Below are 23,098 nucleotides of genomic sequence, written 5' to 3'. Positions count from 1 at the left end.
GCCTAAACTTGTTCCTCCAAAACTATGAAAGCCGGCGGTTAGGCCGGCTTTCAAAAGGTATGTTTTGGAATTTCAGTGCTGGTACACTCCGCGGAAGAACTCATGCCAGCGAAGCGACAACCATTGCTCCAATGACGGCGAGGCCAGTTGCAACAAACCCGAAAAGTTCCACCGTATCCTTGAGGTCTTTGGTCATTTTCGTCTCCTGTGAATGATGTTGGTAAGCTCTGTTGTTGAGCTTGGGAGAAATTTTAAGACACTGCTTTTACTCAATAAACCACCAAGTCATCATCCCCGGTATGCCAGCTGCGCATGCCTTGAGAGAGTGAGTTTCGCGCCACTCTCCTTTGGTGGAATTTTGTACTGCAGCCGTGTTAGCAGGAAGCAATTTCTGCTGGAGCTCTCCACCAAGGGAGATTTGAAGCACTTCTGACCTCTAAGACGTTTCCGGGAATCACTGCCGCCAATGGCAGAGGCCAAAGACGTAGAAAAAAAGGCCGCACCTGCGAAGGTGCGGCCGGTTCTTTCTTCAAAACTCAGCTCCAGCTGCGGAAGAGCCGGATTTTGGGATCACCCCAGCAGCAGCTCGGGCAACCATAGAGCGATCTCCGGCACGAATGTCGTCAAAGCCAAAGTTGGAAGCCACGCGAAGATGATAAAGATCAGCGTCGGCAGCAACATGCTGGATACTGGCGTCTTGGTGATTTTCGCCCCGAGATACAGCAAGGGGGCGGTAGGCGGCGTAATGTTTGCCATTCCAAGGTTGACCCCCAGCACAGCGGCAAAATGGATCGGGTCCATTCCTACGCCTTGCACGATCGGCAGCAGGATCGGTGTCGACAGCAGAAGGCCAGAGATGTCGTCCATCAGCATACCGATCAGGATCATGACCAGGTTGACCATCAGCAGGATCACAATCGGGTTGTCTGACACAGAGTAGACCAGATCCTTCGCGATGTTCGGGATATCCTCAAAGATCAGGAATTTGCTGACGATAAGCACCATGAAGATCATCACCATGACGACGCCGATGATCACGCCTGAATCCGTCAGCGCTTCAACCAGAGCCCGCCAAGTCAGGCCGCGGTAGACATAGATTGCCACAGGAATAGCGTAGACAACCGCAACGCCGGCGGCTTCTGTCGGCGTCATGATACCGCCGTAGATCCCCCCCAGAATGATGAGCGGCATCAGCAAAGCCGGAAAGGCCAGAGTTGCCTTTTGGCGGAATGCCATGCCAAACTCCTGCGGGCGCTCCAGCAGTTCGATATCGTCATACTTACGCAGCATGAACTGGTTCACAGCGATAAGCAGAGTTATCAGAATGAGCGCAGGGACGACAGTCGATAGAAAGCACTTAAGAACTGACTGCTGCGCCACCCAGCCATAGAGAATATGGTTTCCACTGGGCGGGATCAGGAGGCCCAAGGGGCTTGCGCATACGATCAGCGCGGCAGATTGCCCTTCCGGGTAATTCGCGCGGCGAAGATGCGGCATCATGATACTGCCGATACAAGTCAGAGTCGCATTGGCGGCACCGGAGATGGATCCGAAAATCCCGCAGGCCAGAACGGTTGCTGCGCTCAACCCGCCTTTCAGGTGGCCGATGAACAGCTCGGCAAGGCTGACAAGCGGAGCCGCGATTTTGCCACGCTCCATTATTGTCCCTGCAATCATGAAGAGAGGAATGGCCAGAAGAACCAGGGAACGCAGTTTCGTTGAGCCCGACGGCAGGTAGCCTGAAACTTCGTGCCCTCCCATGGCCGCAAGGAAAAGAAGAACTGCACCAAATGCCACATAGACGCTGACACCGAGCAGCAGCATGCCGCAGATAATGACCAGACTGCCTGCAATAATCACTGGCCCGCCTCCTTTTTCTTGTTCATATCTTCGGCGTCTGTGTCATCCCCATAGTCAATTTCGATGCCTCTGATGTGCGCGTAAAGATACGCCGCGGCAAAAACCGTCATGAAGAAGAAGCCAAGGAAGATTGAGACCCGCCAAGCGAAATATGGGATCTTCAGGGCCGGGGTGGTTTTCCAGATCGGGTATTTGGCCAGCTCCTCGGCCAGCATCAGATACCCCCAGTAGAGAATGGCTGCGGTCACCACCAGTTCAATGGTCAGCACGATCAACCGGCGCCACCATCGCAGTCTTGGGTTTGTGATAATAATCCCGAGGATGTCTGCATTAATGTGGTGTCCGCGTTCGGAGGCCAAAGCTGATCCAGCAAAGAAGCCCCAGAAACAGGCTGTCAGCAGCCATTCCTCATAGGCGAATAGATCACCATTGAAACCATATCTGATGATCACGACCAGAAAGAACGTGACTGACATCAGAAATCCGCTGAGGATCACGATCCAGCGCATCATCCTCAGGGAGCCCTGAAGAGGCGTTGCGATACCCTTTGGTAATATCTCGGCTATATGCGCCATAGATTTCCCCCTGTATTCATACACTTGGGCCGACCTGTGACGGCCGGCCCTTCTTGTGTTTTGAGTAGTTTATTTCAGGCTGGAGAGAAGGCGATCGATGTTATCCTTACCGACACTTTCTTCAAGCATGGGCCAGATTTCGCTGCGTACCTTGCTGGCCATGGCCTGCTGCTCTTCCGGCGACAACTTCAGAATGGTGTAGCCGCTTTCGACCAGCTTCTGCTCGAAGACTGCATCGTTTTCACGGTTGTAGGCGAAGAAATCATCCGATGCCTTGGTGAAGGCCGCTTGCACGACTTCACGCTGCTCTTCGTTCAGCTCTTCCCAGGTCTTTTCCGAAACGTAGTAGGACGTGTTCTCGGGGATCGAATTGTACTGGACGAAATGCGAACCCACGTCGCTCTTTGCAAAGATTGAGTAAGTTGCAGTCTTCGTGCAGCAGATTGCGCCATCAACAATGCCTGACTGAATTGCAGGGAAGATGTCGCCCCACGACATGGTTGTCGCCTGGTAGCCGAGGGTCTCAACCATCGACTTCACAACGTTCGAGGACCAGACACGAATGTTCATGTTCTTAGCGTCGAAGTTGTTCCAGTTTGCCGGCTCTTCAGTGGCCACGATGCCGACAAAACCTTCGGGGTTTTGACCCAGAAGGCGCACACCGTGGTCAGAAAGAGTTTCCTGAATGATGGTGTTGAACTCGGAATCCAGGTCGCGCATGACTGAGTTCATCTCGTCCCAATCGCTCACAAGAAACGGCATGGACAGGATTTCAAGTCGCGGATCGGTGTCTGCATAAAGAAATGCAGCGGCAAAATCGATGTTCCCGCGCGCGACGTCTTCCAGCAGTGCTTCGCCGGACCCAAGCTGGTTTGCTGGGAACACCGAGATCTTCAGGCCTACATCTGCGGCCTCGATATCTGCTTTGACTTGTTCCATCATTTTGGAACCCTGGTGATCTACCGGGAAAACCCCGGCGAACTTCAGCCGCATATCGGCGGCAAATGCGGGCGCGGCAAGCTGCAATGCAACAGATCCAGCTGCCAGATATTTCAGGAATGTTTTCATCTTCAGTATCTCTCCTCATAACCGAAGGATGTCGTGGTCGAGGGTGTTCCCGCACGCGGCTTTCTCGTGCTCGGCTGTGAGAGCGTCAGCAGAGCGAACAAGGTCAGCAGCGGTTTGCGGTCCAGCCTGCCGAGACCACCGCCAGCCAATCGCCTGTGTTCGCAAGGTCATAAAACTGTGGTGCTTCCGGCATCGCCAAAGGTTCCCCTCCTCCTCTTTGGTCCAAACAGAGTAGGAGCACGGAAAATCCTGATTATGCTGAAGGCTGCAGTGAAACGGCAGAATCTGTGGGCTTAACCAAGTCCTTCAGTGCCATCTTTTGTTTTGCGCCGACTGCCGTCAGACTGCCGATTCTGGCGCTCATTTTTTACTGACGGCCTGCCTTTGACGGGTTGCAGCTTGGTGCCTGGACCTCGTGATCTTGGCGGAGCGTTCGTTCAGCGATCTATGAGACGGCAAACAGTTTGATGGCTCAAACTTCAGCCAAGGCGGCACAGAATGCCTTTTCCGGACAAGAAAACAGAATTTCATGAAACGAGCGCCCATTACCATGCCGGTCAAACACAAGAGGGTGCGTGATGACTCCATATGAACAAGTGCTGGCGGAGCTGCCGGCAGAGATCGTGGTGAACGACAAAGACATAATCAACGGCTACACAACTGACTTCCGGAAGAAGTATACCGGCGAAAGCCCGGCACTGTTGCGCCCCCGTTCGACTGAGGAAGTGGCCTCAATTGTCAAACTTTGCAATCTGCACAACGTCGCCCTTGTCCCGGTCGGCGGCAACACAGGATATTGCGGTGGCGCGACCCCGGACGAAAGCGGCCAGCAACTGCTGATCAGCTTGCAGCGCATGAACAAGATCCGGGAAGTGGATGCCGACAACCTCTCGATCACTGTGGACGCGGGATGCATTCTCTCCGAGATCCATGAAGCGGCGGAACAGGAGAACTTGATGTTCCCCTTGTCGCTTGGTTCTCAGCAATCGTGCCAAATTGGCGGGAACATTTCGACAAATGCCGGAGGGGTTTCGGCAGTTCGCTACGGGATTACCCGGGACCTGGTTCTGGGCCTCGAGGTCGTGCTGCCGGATGGCCAAGTGCTCAGCAACCTGTCCCCGCTGCGGAAGGACAATCGAGGGTATGCGTTGCACCAGCTTCTGATTGGCGCGGAAGGCTCGCTCGGTATCGTCACCGGAGCCTCTTTGCGTCTGTTTTTGCCTGCAGCGAGCCGCGTCACTGCCTTTCTGGCGATCAATGAGATCAGTGATTTGATGCCGCTCTTGGCAAAAGCTCAGCGGTATACAGGTGAGGCGGTCACGTCGTTCGAATACATCTCTGGTGCATCTCTCGACCTTCTCTTTGCCGGCAAGCCTGAATTGCGCCGCCCCATTCAAACCCCTTCCGAACATTTCGTGCTGATCGAGGCCGCATCGTCCTCCCCGGTTCTGGGCCTCGACCAGGCCATCGAAGCGTTCTTTGAGGATGGAATGTCCGGCGAAATAATCGTGGACGGTGTCATTGCAACAAGCGAACAGCAAAGACAGGACTTTTGGAACCTGCGTGAACACATCCCCGAAGGTGAAGTGCTCAACGGCGGCTCAGTGAAGCATGATGTTTCTGTTCGTATCTCTGATATGGCCAGGTTCATTGAACTTGGCTCCGATCTCGTCAACCGGTACGGGCAAGGAGCCCGTCTGTCTGTTTACGGCCATGTTGGGGATGGCAATGTACACTTCAACGTGCTTGCCCCGGAAGGTGCCGAGTCTCCAGCCTACCTCGATGAAGTGAGCGCAAAGGTTTCTCCCTGTATTTACGATCTCGTCGCAAAACTCGACGGCTCGTTCAGCGCTGAGTATGGTCTTGGGCAGGACAAGCTGCCGCTTGATCAAAACTATGGAGACCCGATCAAGCGTCATTTCATGAACGCACTGAAGAATGCCTTTGACCCCTTAGGTGTCATGAATCCAGGGAAAGTGGTCAACCGCTGCGCGGATAGTCAATAAGAGTAGGATGGCAACTCCTATCGGGCTGCGTGTCCTAAATCGCAGGACACGCAGCCCATTAATAAAGCCGGGACTGATAGCCTATAGATGATTGTTGTGAACCGCGCCGGGGTTGCCGGAGGCAGATTTCAGTTGGTTAAGCGGCTCTCTCCTCAGTTTTCGGAGTTGCCTAGTTCGCAACGATCAAACATGTAACAGCTCGATTTTCCGAGGATGAACTATGGCTATCGGCTGAAAACAATGGGGCCTGAGCCTTACTCAAAGAGAGAGTTCACGGGAGCGGGCCACGGCTGCTGCTACGGCATCTTCAACGATAGCCTTCAAATTGTCGTGCAGTCCAAAGGCATCCAATGCAGCCGCAGTAGTTCCTCCTTTAGACGTAACGCTTTGACGCAGGTCCGCTGGGGTCCTTTTCGTTTTCAGCAGGTCGGCGGCTCCGATCATTGTGTCAATCGACAGATCAAGAGAAAGTTGCGCAGGCAAACCGGCCTTTGTTCCCGCTTGTGCAAGAGCTTCGACGAACGCAAAGAAGTAAGCTGGGCCGCTGCCGGAGATTGCTGTGGTAAGGTGCATGTCGTCCTCGTTTGCGAGCCATCGAATGGCACCAGAGCCTGAGAAGAGCGTTTCAAAGGTCTTTTTCCGAGTGCTGTCCGCGGTGTAAGCAACGTTGACTGATCTACCGACGGCAGCGGCCATGTTCGGCATGCAGCGAACGACAGAGCAAGGCTTCCCTGCGCAGGCGGTTATACGCGTGCTGCTGACACCCGCCATAATCGAAATGACTGTCCCACCGTCGATCAAAACAGAAGCCCAATCAGTGCCGATGGTCTCGAAAATCTGCGGTTTGACAGCCAGGACGACAACATCAAACAGCGTGTCCGGTTCAATTTCGTCAGTCCGCCGGTAGAGGCCTTTCAGGTTCAGGCCAACTGCCAATTCCACATCCGCAAATGGATCCAGAACCGAGACTTGGGCCATGTCGCCGCCACTGGCTTTATATCCAGTCAGAATTGACTGAGCCATGTTCCCAGCCCCAATGAACAAAGTTGTTTTTGATTGTTTTACCATGGCTTTGCCTCGTTGATTTGGGACTGCTCGACGGGTTAATGCCTGCCTGTCTCACGGGGAGTCTCGGGTGGCCGCCCTTGTACCGGAAAGCTAGGACGACTTGGATTTACCAGCCTTCCTCATTGGCCGGGTTCCGGCGGCCGCGGAGGGCGATCCGGGCTTCCATATGTTTGATGCCGCGAAGGATCGGGAAGCAGTAGAGGAAGTAAAGGGCGGCGCAGAGGAACAGGATCCACATGATATGTGCCGGATGGCGGTGGATCGCATCCTCACCCTGCCGCATCAGTTCGACCACGCCGATCACCGACAAGATGGAAGTGCCCTTGATAACTAGGACGTAGACCCCAGCAAGCGGTGGCAGGGTGAGTTTCCAAGCCTGCGGCAGGATGACGTTCAGCAGCCTTTGCCACATTGTCATGCCCACTGCTGCGGCACCTTCCCATTGTCCTTTCGGTACGGCCTCGAGAGATCCGCGTATAATTTCGGCCGTGTACGAGGAGGTGTAGATCGTGAGCGCGATCACTGCGGCTACGAAGTTCGAAAAATCGAAGATGCCCCAGCCTGACGTCGGCAGCACGTAATAGACGATGTAGATCTGCACCAGGAATGGTGTCGCCCGCACGAGATGCACGTAAAGCCCGACCAAGTTTCCCAGGTATCCTGGTCCAACAGTCCGTGCCAGCCCCAGCAGCAGGCCCACCAGGCTGCCGCAGGTGATTGCTGCCAGTGAAATGAGGATCGTGTTCAGAAAGCCTTCCAGAAGGAATGGCATGGTTTGCAGAGTGAGTTCCCACATGGTGGCCTCCTTACCGTTGGCGCCAGGTGTTGCCTGCCAGCTTGCGCTTGGCGATGGATGACAACTGCAGCATGAGAATGTAGATCAGCAGGTATCCGAAGGCCGCGGTCAGGAAGGCTTCGACGGGCATCACCCGGTCGGACAGAACCATCAGCCCGGCGCCCAGCAGTTCGAATACAGCTATGAAGCTGAGGATGGAGCTGTCCTTGATCAGGACCGCCGTCTGGCCCAGCAGCGCTGGCACAATGTTTGCAAAAGCCTGCGGGTAGATGATGTGCAGCATAGCCTGGCGCTCGGTCATGCCGACTGCTTTGGCGCCTTCAAATTGCCCCCGGTCCACGGACTCAATGCCGCCGCGGATGATTTCGCTCATGTAGGCTGCCGTATGTACGGTCAGTGCGAAGATACCGCAGGCTAGCGCGGGGACAGGAATGTTTAGCACGGGAATTTGAGACAGCCCGTAATAGACAAGGTAGAGCTGAACCAGCAGCGGTGTACTGCGGATGGCTTCGACGTAGATTGCCACCGGAGCTGACAACCACCGCTTGCGGGAGCGCCGGGCAACTGTAATCAGGGTTCCCAGAACCAAGGCCAATACTAGGCACAGGCAGGAAATCCAAAGCGTTGCCCAAAGACCCCAAGCGAACTCGGGAAGGTATTTGGACACGACCCGGTAGTTATAGATTTCGATAAGGCTCATCATCGCCTCCCTTGGATCATGCCGTTTCGAGGGGGCCGCTTCTGCCCCCTCGATGAAGGTCGAAGAGGATTACTTGTGATCGGCTTCCCAGGCGTCGGTCAGGACCCAGTATTCCAGCATCCGTTCGATTGTGCGGTCGGCGTGTTTGATCCGGAACCAGTTGTTCAGCCAGGACTGCAGGTGCGTGTCCTGAGGCCGAACCGGGAAACTCAGCGGCGACTTCACGATCACCCCGTCAACGACACGCACACCTTCGAATTCGCGGGTGAACTGGACCGCGATTTCACGGGCCGTTACACCCGCGTCCACACGGCCGACAGAGAGTGCCTGGGCGACGGCCGGGCTGCCGCCGGAAAGCTCAACAACTGTTGCATTGGGCAGGTTGTCCCGCACGAATTTGACGTGTGAGCTGGCCTGCGGAACGCCAATCTTGACGCCTTCCTGGTTCAAGTCCTGCCAAGTGGCAGCGGTGCTGTTGCCATTGGTGTAAGCCACGACTTCGCTGTAGTAGAACGGTTCAGTGAAGTTGAGCTGCAGCGCCCGCTGCGGCGTGGGTGTCATATCGGCGGCAATAAAGTCGACCTTTTTCGCCAGAAGCGACGGGATCAGCCCTTTCCATTCGTAGTCGTGAAACTCGATTTCGACACCCATGTCCTGGGCAATCAGCTTCACCACTTCGACGGCGAACCCGGTGCGTTCACCATGCTTGTCAACAAAACTGAACGGCGGGCCCTGTGTCTGAACAGCAATGTTCAGCGCGCCGCGGTTCACAATGTCGGAGACTGTATCCGCCTCGGCTTCTGAAAACGATGCAGTGTGAGCAGCCACAAAAGTAGCGGCCCCTGCAAGCAGGGTTTTGAAGAAGTTCATCACATTTCCTCCCTAAGATTGCGTGATGGTTAGAGAACTTTGTCGAGAAACTGGCTTGCCCGGTCGGTTTCCGGATTTTCGAAGAATTCGGCAGGTTTGCCGGTCTCCACCAATTCGCCGCCGTCCATGAACAGGACCCGGTCGCAGACTTCGCGGGCAAAATTCATTTCATGGGTCACAAGGCACATGGTCATGCCGTCAGCTGCCAGACCTTTCATGAGGTCAAGCACTTCACCCACCATTTCGGGATCCAGTGCCGAAGTGGCCTCGTCGAACAGCATCAATTTCGGTTGCATCGCTAAGGCGCGGGCAATTGCTATGCGCTGCTGCTGGCCGCCAGAAAGCTGAGAAGGGTAATTGTTGGCCAGATGATCCAGCCCAAGCTGGCGCAAAAGATCCATTGCAGTCTCTTCGGCTTCTTTCTTGGAGCGTTTGCGGACCAGGGTCTGAGGCAGAGTAATGTTTTCGAGCGATGTCTTGTGCTGGAACAGGTTGAAATGCTGAAACACCATGCCGACGTCCGCGCGCAGCGCATTCATGTCCGTGGAGCGGTCGGCCAAGTCGACGCCATCGATGTAGATATGGCCGGACGTCAACGGGTCCAGCCCGTTCAAAGCCCGCAAAAAGGTGCTTTTCCCGGATCCGCTGGGGCCGATGATGGCGACCACTTCCCCCCTGCTCACGTGGGTTGATACAGACTTCAGCGCGTTGATGGCCCGGCCGTCCGCCGTGTGAAACACCTTGGAAAGCTCTTCGACGCGAACCAGCGCCTCGGCAGGTGTCAAAGCATCATGCATCATTGAACACTTCCTCTTTCTTGGGGGTTCCGAGCAGTTTTGAGAGGCCTTGAAGCAGCACCTCGCCCGCAGCCGGGTTGACATCGATGTGGGTAACTACGCGGATGCGCCGTTCGCCAAACGCGCCCGTCAGGATGCCTTCTGCTTTCAGCTGTTCGACCACTTCGGCCGCATTTGGCGCGTCGCTTGTCAGGTCGAAAATCACGATGTTTGTTTCAACCGGCAGCACTTGGCTGACCATCGGAAGCTTGGCGATTTCCTGCCCGAGGTGTGCCGCAAGGTCATTATCCTCGGCAAGACGGTCCACATGATGGTCCAGGGCGTACAGGCACATGGAGGCGACGATGCCCGACTGCCGCATCGCGCCGCCAAGCCGCTGTTTCAACCTCCAGGCCTGAACGATAAAATCCTGCGTGCCCGCCAGAACAGCGCCCACGGGCGCACCGAGCCCTTTGGTGAAGTCAATCCAGACCGTGTCGTAGTGTTGTGCATAGCGCGCGGCGGGGATACCGGTCTTGGCAACCGCGTTCATGAGACGCGCACCATCCATGTGCGTGGCAAGACCTGCGTCTTTCGCGGCCTTTGCCACGTTGTCCAGCTGTTCAAGCGGCCAGATGGCGCCACCGCCCATATTGGCGGTCTGCTCTACGCACAGCAGCGTGCTTTCCGGCATGTAGCGCGAATTGGGGCGGATGCAGGCGCGGACCTGATCTGCGGTGAAGATCCCGTTGCTGCCTTCAATCGCCCGTATCATCACTCCGCTGATGGCTGCAGGGCCTCCGGTTTCGAAATTGATGATGTGGCAGCTTTGCTCGCAGATCACTTCGTCGCCGGGGTTCGTATGCACCTTGATGGCAATCTCGTTGCACATGGTGCCAGACGGCAGAAAAACTGCCGCTTCCTTGCCCAGAAGCTTGGCGACACGGGCGCACAGTTCCGAAGTGGTCGGGTCCTCATCTTTCTGCTCGTCGCCGACAGCACACTCCAGCACGGCCTTACGCATCTCTGCCGTCGGCTTGGTCTTGGTGTCCGCGTAGAAATCATACATCGTCATGTGCTCTTCCCTGACTTGGATAGAGAGCAGCCAGCACCGCCGTTCCGCATCCCTGAATCTCTTCCCGTTTTTTGGTTCGAGAGCAGTGTGGCCCGGCCTTTAGCCTAAAGAACAATACAAGTTCGCGACTTCAGCATTCACTTTTGATATGCTAACAAGGATAGTTCCGGAGCGCGGTTCTAAAGGCGGAAAAGCAGATGCAGCTGAATTCAAGACTTCTGGAGTGCTTTCACGCGACGATGTCAGTGGGCACCGTGACCGGCGCAGCCGAGATCCTGAACACCTCGCAGCCTGCCGTCAGCAGGTCGCTCCGGCAGCTGGAAGACGCCGTGAAAATGACGCTCTTCAATCGGTCGGGGAACCGTGTTGTGCCGACGCAGGAAGCACTTCTGCTTTACGAGGAGGTCGACACATCCTTTCGCAGCATTCGGCGTATCAGCCGGGCTGCCGAGGAAATCCGCAACCTACAGCAAGGCAGAATCCACATTGCTTGTGCCCCGGCCTACTCGCAGGGGTTTCTGGTATCAGCCGTGAAGGCGTTCAATTCCAGCAGACCGGATGTCCAAACGGTGGTAACGACCCGGCAAACCCCGACAATTTCGGAACTGGTGGCGTCCCGGCAATGCGACATCGGGCTTGCCGCCTATGCGATTGAACCAGAGGGAACGGTGCATCAGCCGTTCACGGATGCTCCGGAAATCTGCATGCTGCCTGAAGACCACCCGCTTTGCAGAAAAGCGGAAATCTCCCCGCAGGATCTGGACCAGCAGAGATTTGTCGCATTAGGGCAGAACGATGCCTATACACAGCGTTTGAACGGTGTGCTTGAGGCTTTGGGAGTTGTCCCTGCGACAACGATTGAAGTGCATAACTCCATAATGGCAGCAGAAGCGGTTGCGCAGGGGGTTGGTGTTGCAATCATCAACCCGTTTTCGGCCCTCAGCTTCAAACACAGGCCTGTTGTCTTCCGGAGGTTCACAACGACCTTGCCCTTCAAGAGCACTTTGCTGCGGTCAAAGTTCCAACCAGCGAGCGCACTTGTTGAGGCCTTCGAAGCGAGCCTATTTGCAACGCGAGACAACTATCTTCGAGAGATCAAGCAGCTAGTCAAAACTGGATAGGCGCGGATTGACAGTATGCGCTGCCGAGTATTCTCTGAGCGCCTCAATACCTGAAAACGTAAGCCGAAGTCGTCCTCAACATCCAGCTCCTTGAGGCGTGCAAATGTTGACCTGCATTTTGAAACACGCCAGACGTCCTCCTATTCTGTGCCGCTGTCAGCGTCTGCAATTGGATAGCTGCTTCACGGCGAGTTGAACCGCCCCGGGTTTGCCGGAGGCTGATTTCAGTTTGTTATGCTGCAATGTCCTCAGTTTCCAGAGCGGCGTAGAAATTGGCCTCTGCTTCTGCCGGCGGAATGTTCCCGATTGGCTCAAGCAGACGGCGGTTATTGAACCAGTCCACCCATTCGAGTGTTGCGTATTCCACTGCCTCCAAGTTGCGCCAAGGGCCGCGGCGGTGAATGACCTCGGCTTTGAACAAGCCGTTGATCGTCTCGGCCAGGGCATTGTCGTACGCTGTGCTGTCTGCCGTGACCTAGCTGGTGCCAAAATCGCCAAGCCGGGAGACACAGCGGTCGCAGGGCCGAAAGGTTACTTCGAGTCGCTTGCCCCCATTAGCACTTCCAAAAGGCTGCACGATGTCCGAAAGACTGTAAAGCTGGGATGCGCCGTGAAACAGCCAGGTCATGACGAGGCCCGCATAATTGCCGACACTACTTCGGCCAGCGGCGGCTTAGCGCGTTTTTTGCCCGTTTATGTCTAGCGCAGCATTCGTTGCATTGGGCTCACTGCCGCCTTGCGGCGACGCAGCGCCGGGCTGTCCGCCGTGACAGCGTTCCTGGCTACCCGTGATCGGCTCGAGCCAGCCCGCAGCGGTCATTAGTGCAGGACGTCACGCTCAGGATGCTGCCGGCGCGAAAAATTCTGGCCAACTTCCTGAAAGCGGCCATTGAACCGCCTTGGCGCGCAGCCTCCAATGCTGCAGTCAGCACCAGGGGCCGGGAAGCGCAGGAAGCGCCCTTTGCAAACTCGGCCGTTTGACGCAACCGACCGAGGATTTTCGCTGCGGCGCAGCCCGCCGTTTCTGCCGTTCGCTGCGACAGCGAGCTTCTGAACCCGGTGAATTCACACAGTGCGGGACTTTGCTGCCGTTGCCCTTCCGGGTGTTTGCCGACGCAGTATCCGCTCTCAGGTACAGAACGCGATTTGCGGCGGAGCAGCGGTGTTCCCGTTTCCGGGCATTCGCCGGTACGGTAATCAGCGAAATACCTACCATCCTTACGCCGCAACCGGGACCAATCCTTGAAGAGCGGGACGGTACTTCCTTTCTCTACGGCTGAACCAAGGTCTGTTCGGGAGGCACCTCAACCTGCCGTAGCTTAGTGACAATCTCTACAGGCTTGTACTGCTTCATTCCTATTCTGGTTCTCCGTGTTCCACTTCATAACGGCAGAACAGCTTTGTGGGAGAGGCCCGGATGTGGTTGCAGAACGCGCGCAGCCAGCGTTTGCGCAGCGGGAGAAGATCAGTGCTACGTGAGCGCGATGATGTTGTTTTGATCGCATTTGGCCAGAAAATTAGATCAAATACCCCAATATCAATAAAATGACGCGAACTTTGGGTCAAAAAATCACCCAAAACCAATCAAAGTAAATTTGCGCTGAAATGCCGCTCAGACCTCAGCGCTCAAAAAGTTGACTTGCGTATCGTGGAGGAACGCAAGGCCTCACCAATAATGGACCTTTGACGGCGCTCTGGCAAACCACCCGGTTTGCCGAACGGGTTTCCCGTGCCTTCAGAGGCAACACGGAGGAGAAACATGAAACTCAAGTCGCTTCTGCTGAGCAGCGTGCTTTGCGCTGCTGCAGGTATTCCAGCATATGCTGAAACCCTGAAATGGGCACGTGCGGGCGATGCACTGACCCTTGATCCGCATGCCCAGAACGAGGGGCCGACGATCACGCTTGGCCGCCAGATCATGGAGCCGCTAGTGGACCGTGACATGAAAGGCGGGCTGGTTCCTGGCCTTGCCACCGAATGGGCGCCTTCGGAAAATGACCCGAATGTCTGGACCTTCACCCTGCGCGAAGGGGTCAGGTTCCACGACGGCGCTGACTTTGACAGTGAAGACGTGGTCTTTTCGCTGTACCGGGCAATGACCGAAAAAAGCAACTACCGGGAAGTGCTGGCCTCGGTTGCGGAAGTCCGTTCCACCGGCCCCTACACGGTTGAGATCGTGACCAAAGGCCCGAACCCGATCATGCCCAACAATCTCACCAACCTGCTGATCATGGACAAGGGCTGGGCAGAGGCCAACGGTGCGGTGGACGTGCAGGATTATGAGGGTGGCGAAAGCACCTATGCTGCCAAGAACGCCAACGGCACCGGCCCGTACAAGGTGGTCAGCCGCGAGCCGGACGTGAAAACCGTTCTGGAGCGTTTTGACGGCTATTGGGGCATGGGGCAGTTCCCATTGGAAGTGACGCGGATCGAGGCGTCGCCGATCCAGAATCCGGCGACCCGTGTCGCTGCCCTTCTGTCCGGTGAAGTGGACTTCATCCAGGACGTGCCAGTGCAGGATCTTTCCCGTGTGGACGGTTCAGAAGGCCTGGACGTGCGCAAGGCACCGCAGAACCGGGTGATCTTCTTTGGGATGAACCAGGGCGATGCGGATCTGGCCAACGACAATGTCGATGGCAAGAACCCGCTGTCAGACGTGCGTGTGCGCCAGGCGATGAACATGGCAATCAACCGCGAAGCCATCCAGAAGATTGTGATGCGCGGCCAGTCGCAGCCCGCCGGTGTGGCACTGCCGCCCTTCGTGAACGGCTGGACTGCTGAATTGGACAAAGTTCCGGCAACAGACATCGCAGCGGCAAAGGCGCTGATGGAAGAGGCGGGTTACGGCGACGGTTTCTCAATCAAGCTGGACTGCCCGAACGACCGCTACATCAATGATGAGGCAATCTGCCAGGCCTCGGTCGGTATGTTCGCCCAAATCGGCATAAAGGTGAACCTGGACGCGAAACCCAAGGCTCAGCATTTCCCGTTGATCAACAATCTGGAATCCGACTTCTACATGCTGGGCTGGGGTGTTCCGACCTATGACTCAGAGTACATCTTCAACTTTCTGGTCCATTCCAAAGGCGAGGCTTATGGGTCGTGGAACAACACACGCTATTCAAACGCCCAACTGGACAAAGCAATCGAGGCACTAGCGAGCGAGACCAATATCGCCGCACGCAATGAATCGATTGGCGCGATCTGGGACCAGGTGCAGGAAGACGTGCTGTACCTCCCGATTCACCATCAGGTGTTGAACTGGGGCATGAAGTCCCATGTCGACGCAATCGTCGATCCGGAAGACAGCCCGAAGTTCAAATACTTCGCCTTCAAATAAGGAAAACCAGTCAGGCACCCTTGTGTGAGGGTGCCTGCGCCGGAGTTCGCGTCCGCTTGCGGGGAACACCCCCGCGGGCTGTCGCAGTCTTCGGTCAGGGAGATCAAAGTCAATGTTAGCCTATATCATCCGCCGCATAATGCAGTCCGTTCTGGTTCTGTTTGTGGTCGGTCTTGTCGCCTTTTCCATGTTTCGCTTTGTGGGCGACCCGATCGAGAACATGCTGGGACAGGAGCGCACAGCCGAAGACGTTGTGCGCCTGCGCGCCGACCTGGGATTGGACCAGCCGTTTCCGGTCCAGTACTGGCGCTTTCTTGAAAACGCCGCCCAGGGCAATTTCGGTCTCAGTTACCGCCAGGGGCGGCCCGTCGCAGACATCCTGATTGAGCGCGCGCCCGCTACTCTGGAACTTGCGCTGGTTTCAGGCACCCTGGCCATGGTGCTGGGAATCGGGCTGGGTGTTTTCACGGCGATCAGGCGGGATGGCTGGCTGGCCAACACGATTATGACCGCCTCTTTAATCGGGGTCTCGCTACCAACATTCTTGATAGGCATCCTGCTGATCTATGTGTTTTCGGTCGAACTGGGCTGGCTGCCCTCCTTCGGGCGCGGAGAGACAGTGATGCTTGGACAATGGTCCACCGGGTTTCTGACCAAAAGCGGCCTTATGTCTCTTGTTCTGCCCAGCATCACGCTTGGCCTTTATCAGATGACGCTGATCATGCGGCTTGTCCGTTCGGAAATGCTGGAGGTTCTGCGTACCGACTACATCCGGTTTGCCCGGGCACGAGGCTTAGGGGAAAGGGCAGTCTACTTTCGCCACGCGCTAGTCAACACCATGGTGCCTGTCATCACCATCATCGGCCTGCAATTGGGCAGCATCATTGCTTTTGCGATCATCACCGAGACCGTTTTTCAGTGGCCGGGCGTAGGACTGTTGTTCATCAACGCGGTCCAGTTCGTCGATATCCCTGTTATGGCAGCTTATCTGATGCTGATTTCGGTTCTCTTTGTTGGCATCAACCTGATTGTTGACCTTCTCTACTTCCTCATCGACCCGCGCCTGCGGACCAGCAAGGCAGGAGCACACTAATGCAAAAACTCAAAAACATCTGGCATTCCGACCTTGCCTGGAACTTCCGAAACTCTCCCGTTGCGGTGGTGTCCGCATTGATCGTGCTGGTCTTGGCACTGGCAGTAATCTTTGCTCCGCTTATCGCACCGCACAACCCGTTCGACCCAGCAACCCTGAACCTGATGAACGGTTTTTCAAAACCAATGCACCCCAATGAGTTCACCGGGGAAGTCTTCCTGCTGGGAACGGATGATCAGGGCAGGGACGTGTTTTCCACTATTTTATACGGCATGCGCATTTCACTGATGGTCGGTGTGCTGTCCGTTACTTTTGCGATGGTTCTGGGCATTATTCTCGGCTTGCTTGCCGGCTATGTCGGCGGTTGGACCGAAACCATCATCATGCGGGTTGCCGATGTGCAGCTCACCTTCCCGTCGATTCTTGTCGCCATGCTGATCTTCGGGATTGTCAAAGGAGTTACCCCGGTTGAATACCGCGACCAGATGGCAATCTGGGTCCTGATCCTGGCCATTGGCCTGGGTGAATGGGTCCAGTTTGCCCGTGTGGTTCGCGGAGCGACATTGGTCGAAAAAACCGGGAGTATGTGCAGGCGGCGCGGCTGATCGGGCGTTCCAGGTGGGTCATCATGATCCGCCATCTCCTCCCTAACGTTCTGTCACCGGTTCTGGTCATTGCGACGATCTCCCTGGCGCTGGCCATTATCGCCGAAGCAACACTCAGCTTTCTGGGTGTCGGCGCGCCGCCTACACAGCCTTCACTCGGAACCCTGATCCGTATCGGCCAAGGTTTCCTGTTCTCTGGTGAGTGGTGGATCCTCCTGTTTCCTGCCCTGACCCTTCTGACACTTGCGCTGAGCGTGAACATGCTGGGTGACTGGCTGCGCGATGCCCTTAATCCGAAGTTGCGCTAATGACTGATCCTGTCCTTTCCATTCGTGACCTTGTGGTCGAAATCCCAACCCGTCACGCACGCCTTTGTGCCACCGACAAGGTCAGCTATGACATCGCTCCGGGCGAAATCCTCGGCGTCGTCGGCGAGAGCGGCGCAGGCAAGTCCATGGCTGGCAATGCAGTCATAGGTCTTCTGAATCCGCCCGCCCGCATCACCGGAGGTGAGATCCGGCTGAACGGGCAGCGTATCGACAACCTGCCGCGTGAAAAAATGCGGCGGCTGCGCGGCAAAGAGATTGGAATGATCTTCCAGGATCCGCTGACCTCGCTCAACCCGCTGTTGCGGATCGGTGATCAGCTGACCGAAACCATGATGGAGCATCTGGAGCTGACCAAGCCTGAGGCCCGTGCCCGCGCTATTGCTGCGTTGGAGGAAGTCGGCATCCCGGCAGCTTCCGAGCGTATCGACAGCTACCCGCACGAGTTTTCCGGCGGCATGCGCCAGCGGGTTGTGATTGGGCTTGCCCTGTGCGCCGAACCCTCTTTGATCATCGCTGATGAGCCTACGACTGCGCTGGATGTTTCGGTGCAGGCGCAGATCATCGCGCTGCTTAAACGGCTGTGCCGTGAACGCGGTACTGCGGTGATGCTGATCACCCATGACATGGGGGTGATTGCAGAAGCTGCTGACCGTGTGGCGGTGATGTATGCCGGCCGCATGGCTGAAATCGGCGATGTGCGTGAAGTAGTCACCCGGCCGCGCCACCCCTATACGGACGGGTTGATGGGTTCGACACCTTCGGCATCGGCCGGGCAGCGCCGCCTGCGCCAGATCCCCGGCGCTATGCCGCGGCTGCACAGCCTGCCGCAGGGGTGTGCTTTTTCGCCGCGCTGCGAACGGGCAACTGAACGCTGCCGCAACAGCCCGCCGCCGACGCTTGAGGCCGACAATGGCCGTTCCGCCTGCTGGCATGCAATCAAACTGGAGGGCGCAGCATGAACGCCATCGTTTCCGTCAATGAGCTGACCCGGGTCTTCGATGTTTCCAAGCCCTGGCTGAACCGGGTGCTGGAACGGCTTCCCAAATCGCATTTGACTGCGGTCTCGGATGTCAGTTTCGACATCAAGGAAAAGACCGTTTATTCGCTGGTGGGCGAAAGCGGATCCGGCAAGTCTACCATTGGCAAGATGGTGGTCGATCTTTTGGAAAACTCCAGCGGTGCCGTCAAAGTTTCGGGCGTGGATCTGAACCAGGAAACGGATGCCGCTGCGATTGCCAAGGCACGCGATGCGATCCAGATGATCTTTCAGGATCCCTATGCGTCGATGAATCCGCGCTGGCGGGTGCGGGATATTATTGCAGAACCGGTCGCCGCCAAGGGCGGTGACACCAAAGAGCTGGCTGAGCGTCTGCTGGAGCAGGTGGGCCTCTCGGCAGAAGACGCCGACAAGTTCCCGCATGAGTTTTCCGGCGGCCAGCGCCAGCGGATCTGCATCGCCCGTTCGTTGGCCTCCCAGCCCCGACTGATCGTCTGCGATGAACCGACCTCGGCACTTGATGTTTCAGTGCAGGCACAAGTGTTGAACCTTATGAGCGATCTTAAGGACGACCTCGGCCTCACCTATCTGTTCATCAGCCATGATTTGACGGTGGTGCGTCATATCTCCGACAGGATTGGCGTGCTGTATCTGGGCCGCCTGGTCGAGGAGGCAGCCCCCGACGATCTGTTTGAGGCGCCCAAACACCCCTATACTCAGATGCTGTTGGTAGCGGCACCTAAAATGGACGCATTCGGCCGTGAAGTGGAGCCGCCCCAAGGCGAAATTCCCGACCCGATCAACCCGCCCTCTGGCTGCGCGTTCCATCCGCGCTGTCCGATTGCAACCGCGCAGTGCTCTCAGGTCCGTCCACAGATGCGCAACATTAATGGCAGCCGGGTTGCCTGCCATCTGGCAGAGTGACATGGCGGGCGGGACATTATGACAATAAGCTCGGGGCTTTCGGCCTGGCGTTCAGCCAGAAACCACAACCGGATGATGGAATACCGGCAAGATTGCCAGCCGCAACAGGATGACGTGGAGATTGCCTATTTCGGCGGATCTGCCTTTCGGATCACCACGCCTGCCGGTATCACGTTGATGATCGACCCCTGGCGCAACCTGCCGACCGGCAAGGCTGACTGGTTCTTTCATGACTTTCCGGAAACCAGCGTGGACATTGGGGCATCGACCCATGCCCATTTCGATCATGACGCGCTGCACCGGCTGGACGCCAGCGTACTGCTGGACCGGTTGATCGGAAATTATGAGTTTGGCGATCTGAAAATCACCGGTATCGCTGACAAACACGCCACCGACGAAACCTTCGCGCCTTACGAGTTCCAGAAAATCAACACCTATTTCGGCGGCAACCCCGTGCTGCCGCCGAACAACGCCCGTAGCTGGGACAATTGCATGCTTTTGGTGGAAACCGGCGGGCTGCGTATTCTTCATTGGGGTGACAACAGGCACAATCCCCCGAAACATATCTGGGAGCAGCTAGGGCACATCGACATTTTGCTGCTGCCCGTTGACGATTCAGAGCATGTCCTTGGCTATCCAATGGCCGAAGACGTTATCCGCCAGATAAAACCGCGGGTCGTTATCCCGCACCACTACTTCATCTGGAATGTGGTCTTGCGTCAAAGCACGCTGTTTTCCGCAGATAAGTGGCTTGCGACGCAATCCAATGTACAACATTTGCCGACCGCCCAAGCCAGATACTGCCCGGCCAACCTGCCCCAGGAAACCCGGATAGACAGCTTTGGCGATCACGTATCTTTTGATGTCGGTGCCTGGCACCGGGAAAACGGGAGACAGGTTCAGGCAAGCGGCTAACTGCCCTTTGCAGCACAACCTCCTGCAGCGGTCTACACCTCGCCCGGAGCGCACACTTCCAATTTTCCGTACGGACTGACATGCCTGATTTTCGCAGTTATCTGCCCATTCTCGAATGGGGACGCACATACGATCGTGCAGCGTTCTCGAACGACCTGATTGCGGCGCTGATCGTAACCATCATGCTGGTCCCGCAATCACTGGCCTATGCTCTGCTGGCCGGCTTGCCTCCAGAGGCAGGTATCTATGCTTCTATTGCGCCCATCATCCTCTACGCGATCTTCGGGACGAGCTGCGCATTGGCGGTTGGTTCGGTTGCTGTCGTGTCATTGCTGACTGCTTCAGCCATCGGACAGGTAACAGAACAGGGAACAGCCGACTATGCTTTCGCCGCCTTGACCCTAGCATTCCTGTCGGGCGGTTTTCTTCTTCTGATGGGTGTTTTCCGGCTCGGCTTTCTGGCCAACTTCCTCAGCCATCCGGTCATTGCAGGCTTTATCACGGCCTCGGGCATTCTGATCGCCACAAGCCAGCTCAAGCATATCTTTGGCATCAGCGCCAGTGGGCACACCTTGCCGGAAATGCTGGGCGCACTCCTTGTCCGTCTCGACGAAGCGAATGGTATTACTGTGATCATCGGAGGCCTGGCCGCGATGTTTCTGTTCTGGGTGCGCAAAGGGTTGAAACCAAGTTTGAGACGGCTGGGCGCCCCCGAAGCTGTTGCAGATATCGCGGCCAAGGCCGGGCCCGTCGCCGCAGTGGTGGCAACAACTGTTGCTGTTTGGGTTTTTGATTTGAATGCGGCAGGTGTCAGAATTGTTGGTGATGTGCCGCAAAGCCTGCCCCCGTTCACCATGCCAGGGTTGTCTGGAGATCTGATCCGGGTCCTGTTAGTGCCTGCGGTTCTGATCTCCGTGATTGGTTTTGTCGAATCTGTGTCGGTTGCCCAGACGCTTGCAGCCAAAAAACAGCAGCGCATTGATCCGGACCAGGAACTTATTGCTCTTGGGGCAGCAAACCTCGGTGCAGCTTTTACAGGCGGGTACCCTGTTACTGGCGGTTTTTCCCGGTCGGTTGTGAATTTCGACGCCGGTGCGGAAACCCCGGCGGCGGGCGCATATACGGCTGTTGGACTCGCCATTGCTGCAATGGCCCTGACACCCCTGGTTTACTACCTACCGAACGCGACGCTCGCCGCCACCATCATTGTGGCTGTCCTCAGCCTCGTCGACCTTTCGGTTCTGAAGAAAACATGGATAATTTCCAGCGCGGATTTCATCGCAGTTGCAACTACAATCCTGCTTACTCTAGGACTCGGCGTGGAGATTGGCGTCGCAGCAGGTGTAGTCATTTCAGTTCTGCTGCACCTTTATAAAACTTCCCGGCCTCATGTCGCTGAGGTCGGCCTTGTGCCGAGCACCCAGCACTTCCGCAACATTTTGCGCCATCAGGTCGTAACTGATCCAGCTCTGGTGACGCTCCGGATCGACGAAAGCCTGTATTTTGTGAATGCGCGATTTCTGGAGGACTTGCTGACGGCCCGCGTGCCCGTCGGAGGTGACGTCAGGAACGTCGTGCTGATGTTTTCTGCCGTGAACGACGTCGACTATTCCGCGCTCGAAAGCCTTGAAGCAATCAATCAGAGGCTGAAGAGCTTGAGCATAGGCTTTCATCTCTCCGAAGTAAAAGGACCGGTTATGGATCGTCTCAGCAAATCGCACCTTTTGCATAAGTTGAATGGCCAGATTTATCTTTCCCAGTTCGAAGCTTGGACGTCACTGACGTGCGACGAAGGCGACTCGAAAAACATAAGCAAATGGTGTGAACTACCGCCCGGCTAGGCGGCTCTTTTGCTCTGCCCACTTAAAGAGTCATCGTAAGAGTTTCCGATCGGGCTACCACCTTGGATACCACAAACACAAAAATGCCCTCGGCTTTGCTAAGCAGACGTACTGGACTCGCCACTCTGAATAATTTCACGGTTTCAAGTTTGCTGCGCCTTTTACCAATGGCCGAATGTTCCGCTGCGCCGCAGACCGTTTTTTGCAAAAGTGCAGAAGCATTCCTCCCCATTTGTGTGTGCCGCACAGATTTGACAGGTCCGGTCCGGGCTCTTTTGGCACCTTCGCTGCCTACCGCATGAACGTTCGTTTTTTGGGTTTGGGTCAGAAATCTGACAAGAAGGTCAGCTTTGCTTGACATTCTACAGACTCCAGCACAAGGGGACCTGTAGATGACGATTGAACTTTGGGGCGCCTTCTTACTGGTCGTTCTGGTCTTAAACATCACGCCAGGGCCAGATATGGCCTATATTCTTGGGCGTGCGATGGGTCAGGGCGTGCCGGCGGGCATTGTATCTGCAGCAGGCGTATCCATAGGCGCGCTGCTCCATGTTATTTATGCGACCGTTATCTTTGCGCTGGCGGCCACTATGTCTGATATGGCCTTCGCCTTGCTGCTGCTGGCTGGCGCTTGCTATCTGATCTGGCTTGGCGTCAGTTCACTGCGGACAGCCTCCAACACTGTTGACCTGCTTCCCTTTTCCGATCGCAAGGCAATGACCCGCATCTTTCTGGACGGGGTGGTTGTTGACGTGCTGAACCCCAAGGTGGCGCTGTTCTTCTTGGCTTTGCTACCTGGCTTCATGCCAGAGAATAACACCGGCTCAGCCCCTTGGTTCCTCGCTCTTGGTGTATTGGTCGTGGCTTTATCTTTCCTAATCGAAATTGTGCTGGTGCTGGCCAGCCAAAAGGTCAAAACCATGGTTTCCGGCGGCAAAAGGGGACAGGCCCTGCTACATCGGTCCATGGGGATCATCTTTGTACTGCTCGGGCTTCTGGGCCTGGCCTCTGTCGACTACGGATCAGTATTATGAGTTTCTCACTTCCGGCGTCTGAAACGTCATTTTTCTATTTTGCCTATGGCTCTTGCATGAATTTCGGCAGCCTTTCGAACTCCCTGGGGGTCGATGTTGCCACTC

18 protein-coding genes and 2 pseudogenes are annotated in these 23,098 nt (G+C 56.2%); 10 read left to right on the top strand and 10 right to left on the bottom strand.

The genetic code is table 11. The features are described from left to right. Positions 1–570: 570 nt before the first annotated feature. From L1069_RS18915 to dctP, 3 genes are all read right to left on the bottom strand, one after another. Positions 571–1,860, bottom strand: a complete 1,290-nt coding sequence (locus L1069_RS18915; RefSeq protein ID WP_102848410.1) for a TRAP transporter large permease — start codon at positions 1,858–1,860, stop codon at positions 571–573. Continuing rightward, positions 1,857–2,372, bottom strand: a complete 516-nt coding sequence (locus tag L1069_RS18910) for a TRAP transporter small permease (protein WP_237456708.1) — start codon at positions 2,370–2,372, stop codon at positions 1,857–1,859. Before L1069_RS18910 ends, L1069_RS18915 begins: the two co-directional genes overlap by 4 nt. A 132-nt stretch (positions 2,373–2,504) precedes the next feature. Continuing rightward, positions 2,505–3,503, bottom strand: coding sequence for a TRAP transporter substrate-binding protein DctP (gene dctP / locus L1069_RS18905; RefSeq protein WP_237456707.1), 999 nt, complete (start codon positions 3,501–3,503; stop codon positions 2,505–2,507). Between the two features lie 578 nt (positions 3,504–4,081). On the opposite strand from dctP, the gene L1069_RS18900 reads away from it, so the two are divergent. After that, a complete protein-coding gene (locus L1069_RS18900; RefSeq protein ID WP_237456706.1) occupies positions 4,082–5,509 on the top strand; it encodes an FAD-binding oxidoreductase in 1,428 nt (475 codons plus the stop codon). 258 nt (positions 5,510–5,767) lie between these two features. Here the strand turns inward: L1069_RS18900 and proC are convergent, their stop codons facing one another. The 6 genes from proC to L1069_RS18870 form a co-directional block, all read right to left on the bottom strand. Beyond that, the gene (proC, locus tag L1069_RS18895; protein WP_237456705.1) at positions 5,768–6,577 is read right to left on the bottom strand and encodes a pyrroline-5-carboxylate reductase; all 810 of its coding nucleotides are present in this window, start codon (positions 6,575–6,577) and stop codon (positions 5,768–5,770) included. A 106-nt stretch (positions 6,578–6,683) separates the two neighbouring features. Next, positions 6,684–7,373: an amino acid ABC transporter permease gene (locus tag L1069_RS18890; RefSeq protein WP_129369408.1), complete on the bottom strand. Its 690-nt coding sequence runs from the start codon at positions 7,371–7,373 to the stop codon at positions 6,684–6,686. A 10-nt stretch (positions 7,374–7,383) separates the two neighbouring features. Next, positions 7,384–8,073, bottom strand: coding sequence for an amino acid ABC transporter permease (locus tag L1069_RS18885; protein WP_205877321.1), 690 nt, complete (start codon positions 8,071–8,073; stop codon positions 7,384–7,386). A gap of 69 nt (positions 8,074–8,142) precedes the next feature. After that, positions 8,143–8,943, bottom strand: a complete 801-nt coding sequence (locus L1069_RS18880) for an ABC transporter substrate-binding protein (protein WP_129369406.1) — start codon at positions 8,941–8,943, stop codon at positions 8,143–8,145. A gap of 29 nt (positions 8,944–8,972) precedes the next feature. After that, positions 8,973–9,743, bottom strand: a complete 771-nt coding sequence (locus L1069_RS18875; protein ID WP_275423092.1) for an amino acid ABC transporter ATP-binding protein — start codon at positions 9,741–9,743, stop codon at positions 8,973–8,975. Then, entirely contained in the window at positions 9,733–10,794 is a 1,062-nt protein-coding gene (locus tag L1069_RS18870) for a threonine aldolase family protein (protein ID WP_237456704.1), read from the bottom strand. Before L1069_RS18870 ends, L1069_RS18875 begins: the two co-directional genes overlap by 11 nt. Before the next feature lie 197 nt (positions 10,795–10,991). Here L1069_RS18870 and L1069_RS18865 point away from each other — a divergent pair, with 197 nt between their 5' ends. Continuing rightward, the gene (locus tag L1069_RS18865; protein WP_129369405.1) at positions 10,992–11,915 is read left to right on the top strand and encodes a LysR substrate-binding domain-containing protein; all 924 of its coding nucleotides are present in this window, start codon (positions 10,992–10,994) and stop codon (positions 11,913–11,915) included. Positions 11,916–12,147: 232 nt separating this feature from the next. On the opposite strand, the pseudogene L1069_RS18860 reads toward L1069_RS18865, so the two are convergent. Next, positions 12,148–12,372: pseudogene (locus L1069_RS18860) on the bottom strand (integrase core domain-containing protein); the annotation flags it as partial. 1,302 nt (positions 12,373–13,674) lie between these two features. Between L1069_RS18860 and L1069_RS18855 the strand changes: the two are divergent. The 8 genes and pseudogenes from L1069_RS18855 (at position 13,675) to L1069_RS18820 (ending at position 22,993) form a co-directional block, all read left to right on the top strand. Continuing rightward, the gene (locus tag L1069_RS18855; protein WP_237456703.1) at positions 13,675–15,255 is read left to right on the top strand and encodes an ABC transporter substrate-binding protein; all 1,581 of its coding nucleotides are present in this window, start codon (positions 13,675–13,677) and stop codon (positions 15,253–15,255) included. Between the two features lie 112 nt (positions 15,256–15,367). Next, positions 15,368–16,348, top strand: a complete 981-nt coding sequence (locus tag L1069_RS18850) for an ABC transporter permease (RefSeq protein WP_129369660.1) — start codon at positions 15,368–15,370, stop codon at positions 16,346–16,348. After that, positions 16,348–17,261: pseudogene (locus tag L1069_RS18845) on the top strand (ABC transporter permease). Before L1069_RS18850 ends, L1069_RS18845 begins: the two are co-directional and overlap by 1 nt. Then, entirely contained in the window at positions 17,261–18,241 is a 981-nt protein-coding gene (locus tag L1069_RS18840) for an ABC transporter ATP-binding protein (protein WP_237456702.1), read from the top strand. Before L1069_RS18845 ends, L1069_RS18840 begins: the two are co-directional and overlap by 1 nt. After that, positions 18,238–19,203, top strand: a complete 966-nt coding sequence (locus L1069_RS18835) for an oligopeptide/dipeptide ABC transporter ATP-binding protein (RefSeq protein WP_237456701.1) — start codon at positions 18,238–18,240, stop codon at positions 19,201–19,203. Before L1069_RS18840 ends, L1069_RS18835 begins: the two co-directional genes overlap by 4 nt. Before the next feature lie 114 nt (positions 19,204–19,317). Continuing rightward, the gene (locus L1069_RS18830; protein WP_237456700.1) at positions 19,318–20,118 is read left to right on the top strand and encodes an MBL fold metallo-hydrolase; all 801 of its coding nucleotides are present in this window, start codon (positions 19,318–19,320) and stop codon (positions 20,116–20,118) included. 80 nt (positions 20,119–20,198) lie between these two features. Beyond that, positions 20,199–21,959 (top strand): sulfate permease, encoded by a 1,761-nt coding sequence (gene sulP / locus L1069_RS18825; protein WP_237456699.1) that lies wholly within the window; start codon positions 20,199–20,201, stop codon positions 21,957–21,959. A 392-nt stretch (positions 21,960–22,351) separates the two neighbouring features. Then, positions 22,352–22,993, top strand: a complete 642-nt coding sequence (locus L1069_RS18820) for a LysE family translocator (protein WP_237456698.1) — start codon at positions 22,352–22,354, stop codon at positions 22,991–22,993. The last annotated feature ends 105 nt before the right edge of the window (positions 22,994–23,098 follow it).

Origin of the sequence: Leisingera sp. MMG026, from assembly GCF_021654205.1 — a bacterium.
Taxonomy (GTDB): Bacteria; Pseudomonadota; Alphaproteobacteria; order Rhodobacterales; family Rhodobacteraceae; genus Leisingera.
The sequence above is the reverse complement of the archived record's forward strand: the minus strand, read 5'-3'. Positions and strand labels throughout refer to the sequence as shown.

Coding starts and splice junctions, on each gene's coding strand:
- L1069_RS18820 (WP_237456698.1), top strand. CDS start 22,352: ATGACGATTGAACTTTGGGGCGCCTTCTTACTGGTCGTTCTGGTCTTA.
- L1069_RS18865 (WP_129369405.1), top strand. CDS start 10,992: ATGCAGCTGAATTCAAGACTTCTGGAGTGCTTTCACGCGACGATGTCA.
- L1069_RS18890 (WP_129369408.1), bottom strand. CDS start 7,373: ATGTGGGAACTCACTCTGCAAACCATGCCATTCCTTCTGGAAGGCTTT.
- L1069_RS18875 (WP_275423092.1), bottom strand. CDS start 9,743: ATGATGCATGATGCTTTGACACCTGCCGAGGCGCTGGTTCGCGTCGAA.
- L1069_RS18840 (WP_237456702.1), top strand. CDS start 17,261: ATGACTGATCCTGTCCTTTCCATTCGTGACCTTGTGGTCGAAATCCCA.
- L1069_RS18880 (WP_129369406.1), bottom strand. CDS start 8,943: ATGAACTTCTTCAAAACCCTGCTTGCAGGGGCCGCTACTTTTGTGGCT.
- sulP (WP_237456699.1), top strand. CDS start 20,199: ATGCCTGATTTTCGCAGTTATCTGCCCATTCTCGAATGGGGACGCACA.
- L1069_RS18910 (WP_237456708.1), bottom strand. CDS start 2,372: ATGATGCGCTGGATCGTGATCCTCAGCGGATTTCTGATGTCAGTCACG.
- L1069_RS18900 (WP_237456706.1), top strand. CDS start 4,082: ATGACTCCATATGAACAAGTGCTGGCGGAGCTGCCGGCAGAGATCGTG.
- proC (WP_237456705.1), bottom strand. CDS start 6,577: ATGGTAAAACAATCAAAAACAACTTTGTTCATTGGGGCTGGGAACATG.
- L1069_RS18835 (WP_237456701.1), top strand. CDS start 18,238: ATGAACGCCATCGTTTCCGTCAATGAGCTGACCCGGGTCTTCGATGTT.
- L1069_RS18855 (WP_237456703.1), top strand. CDS start 13,675: ATGAAACTCAAGTCGCTTCTGCTGAGCAGCGTGCTTTGCGCTGCTGCA.
- L1069_RS18850 (WP_129369660.1), top strand. CDS start 15,368: ATGTTAGCCTATATCATCCGCCGCATAATGCAGTCCGTTCTGGTTCTG.
- L1069_RS18885 (WP_205877321.1), bottom strand. CDS start 8,073: ATGAGCCTTATCGAAATCTATAACTACCGGGTCGTGTCCAAATACCTT.
- L1069_RS18870 (WP_237456704.1), bottom strand. CDS start 10,794: ATGACGATGTATGATTTCTACGCGGACACCAAGACCAAGCCGACGGCA.
- dctP (WP_237456707.1), bottom strand. CDS start 3,503: ATGAAAACATTCCTGAAATATCTGGCAGCTGGATCTGTTGCATTGCAG.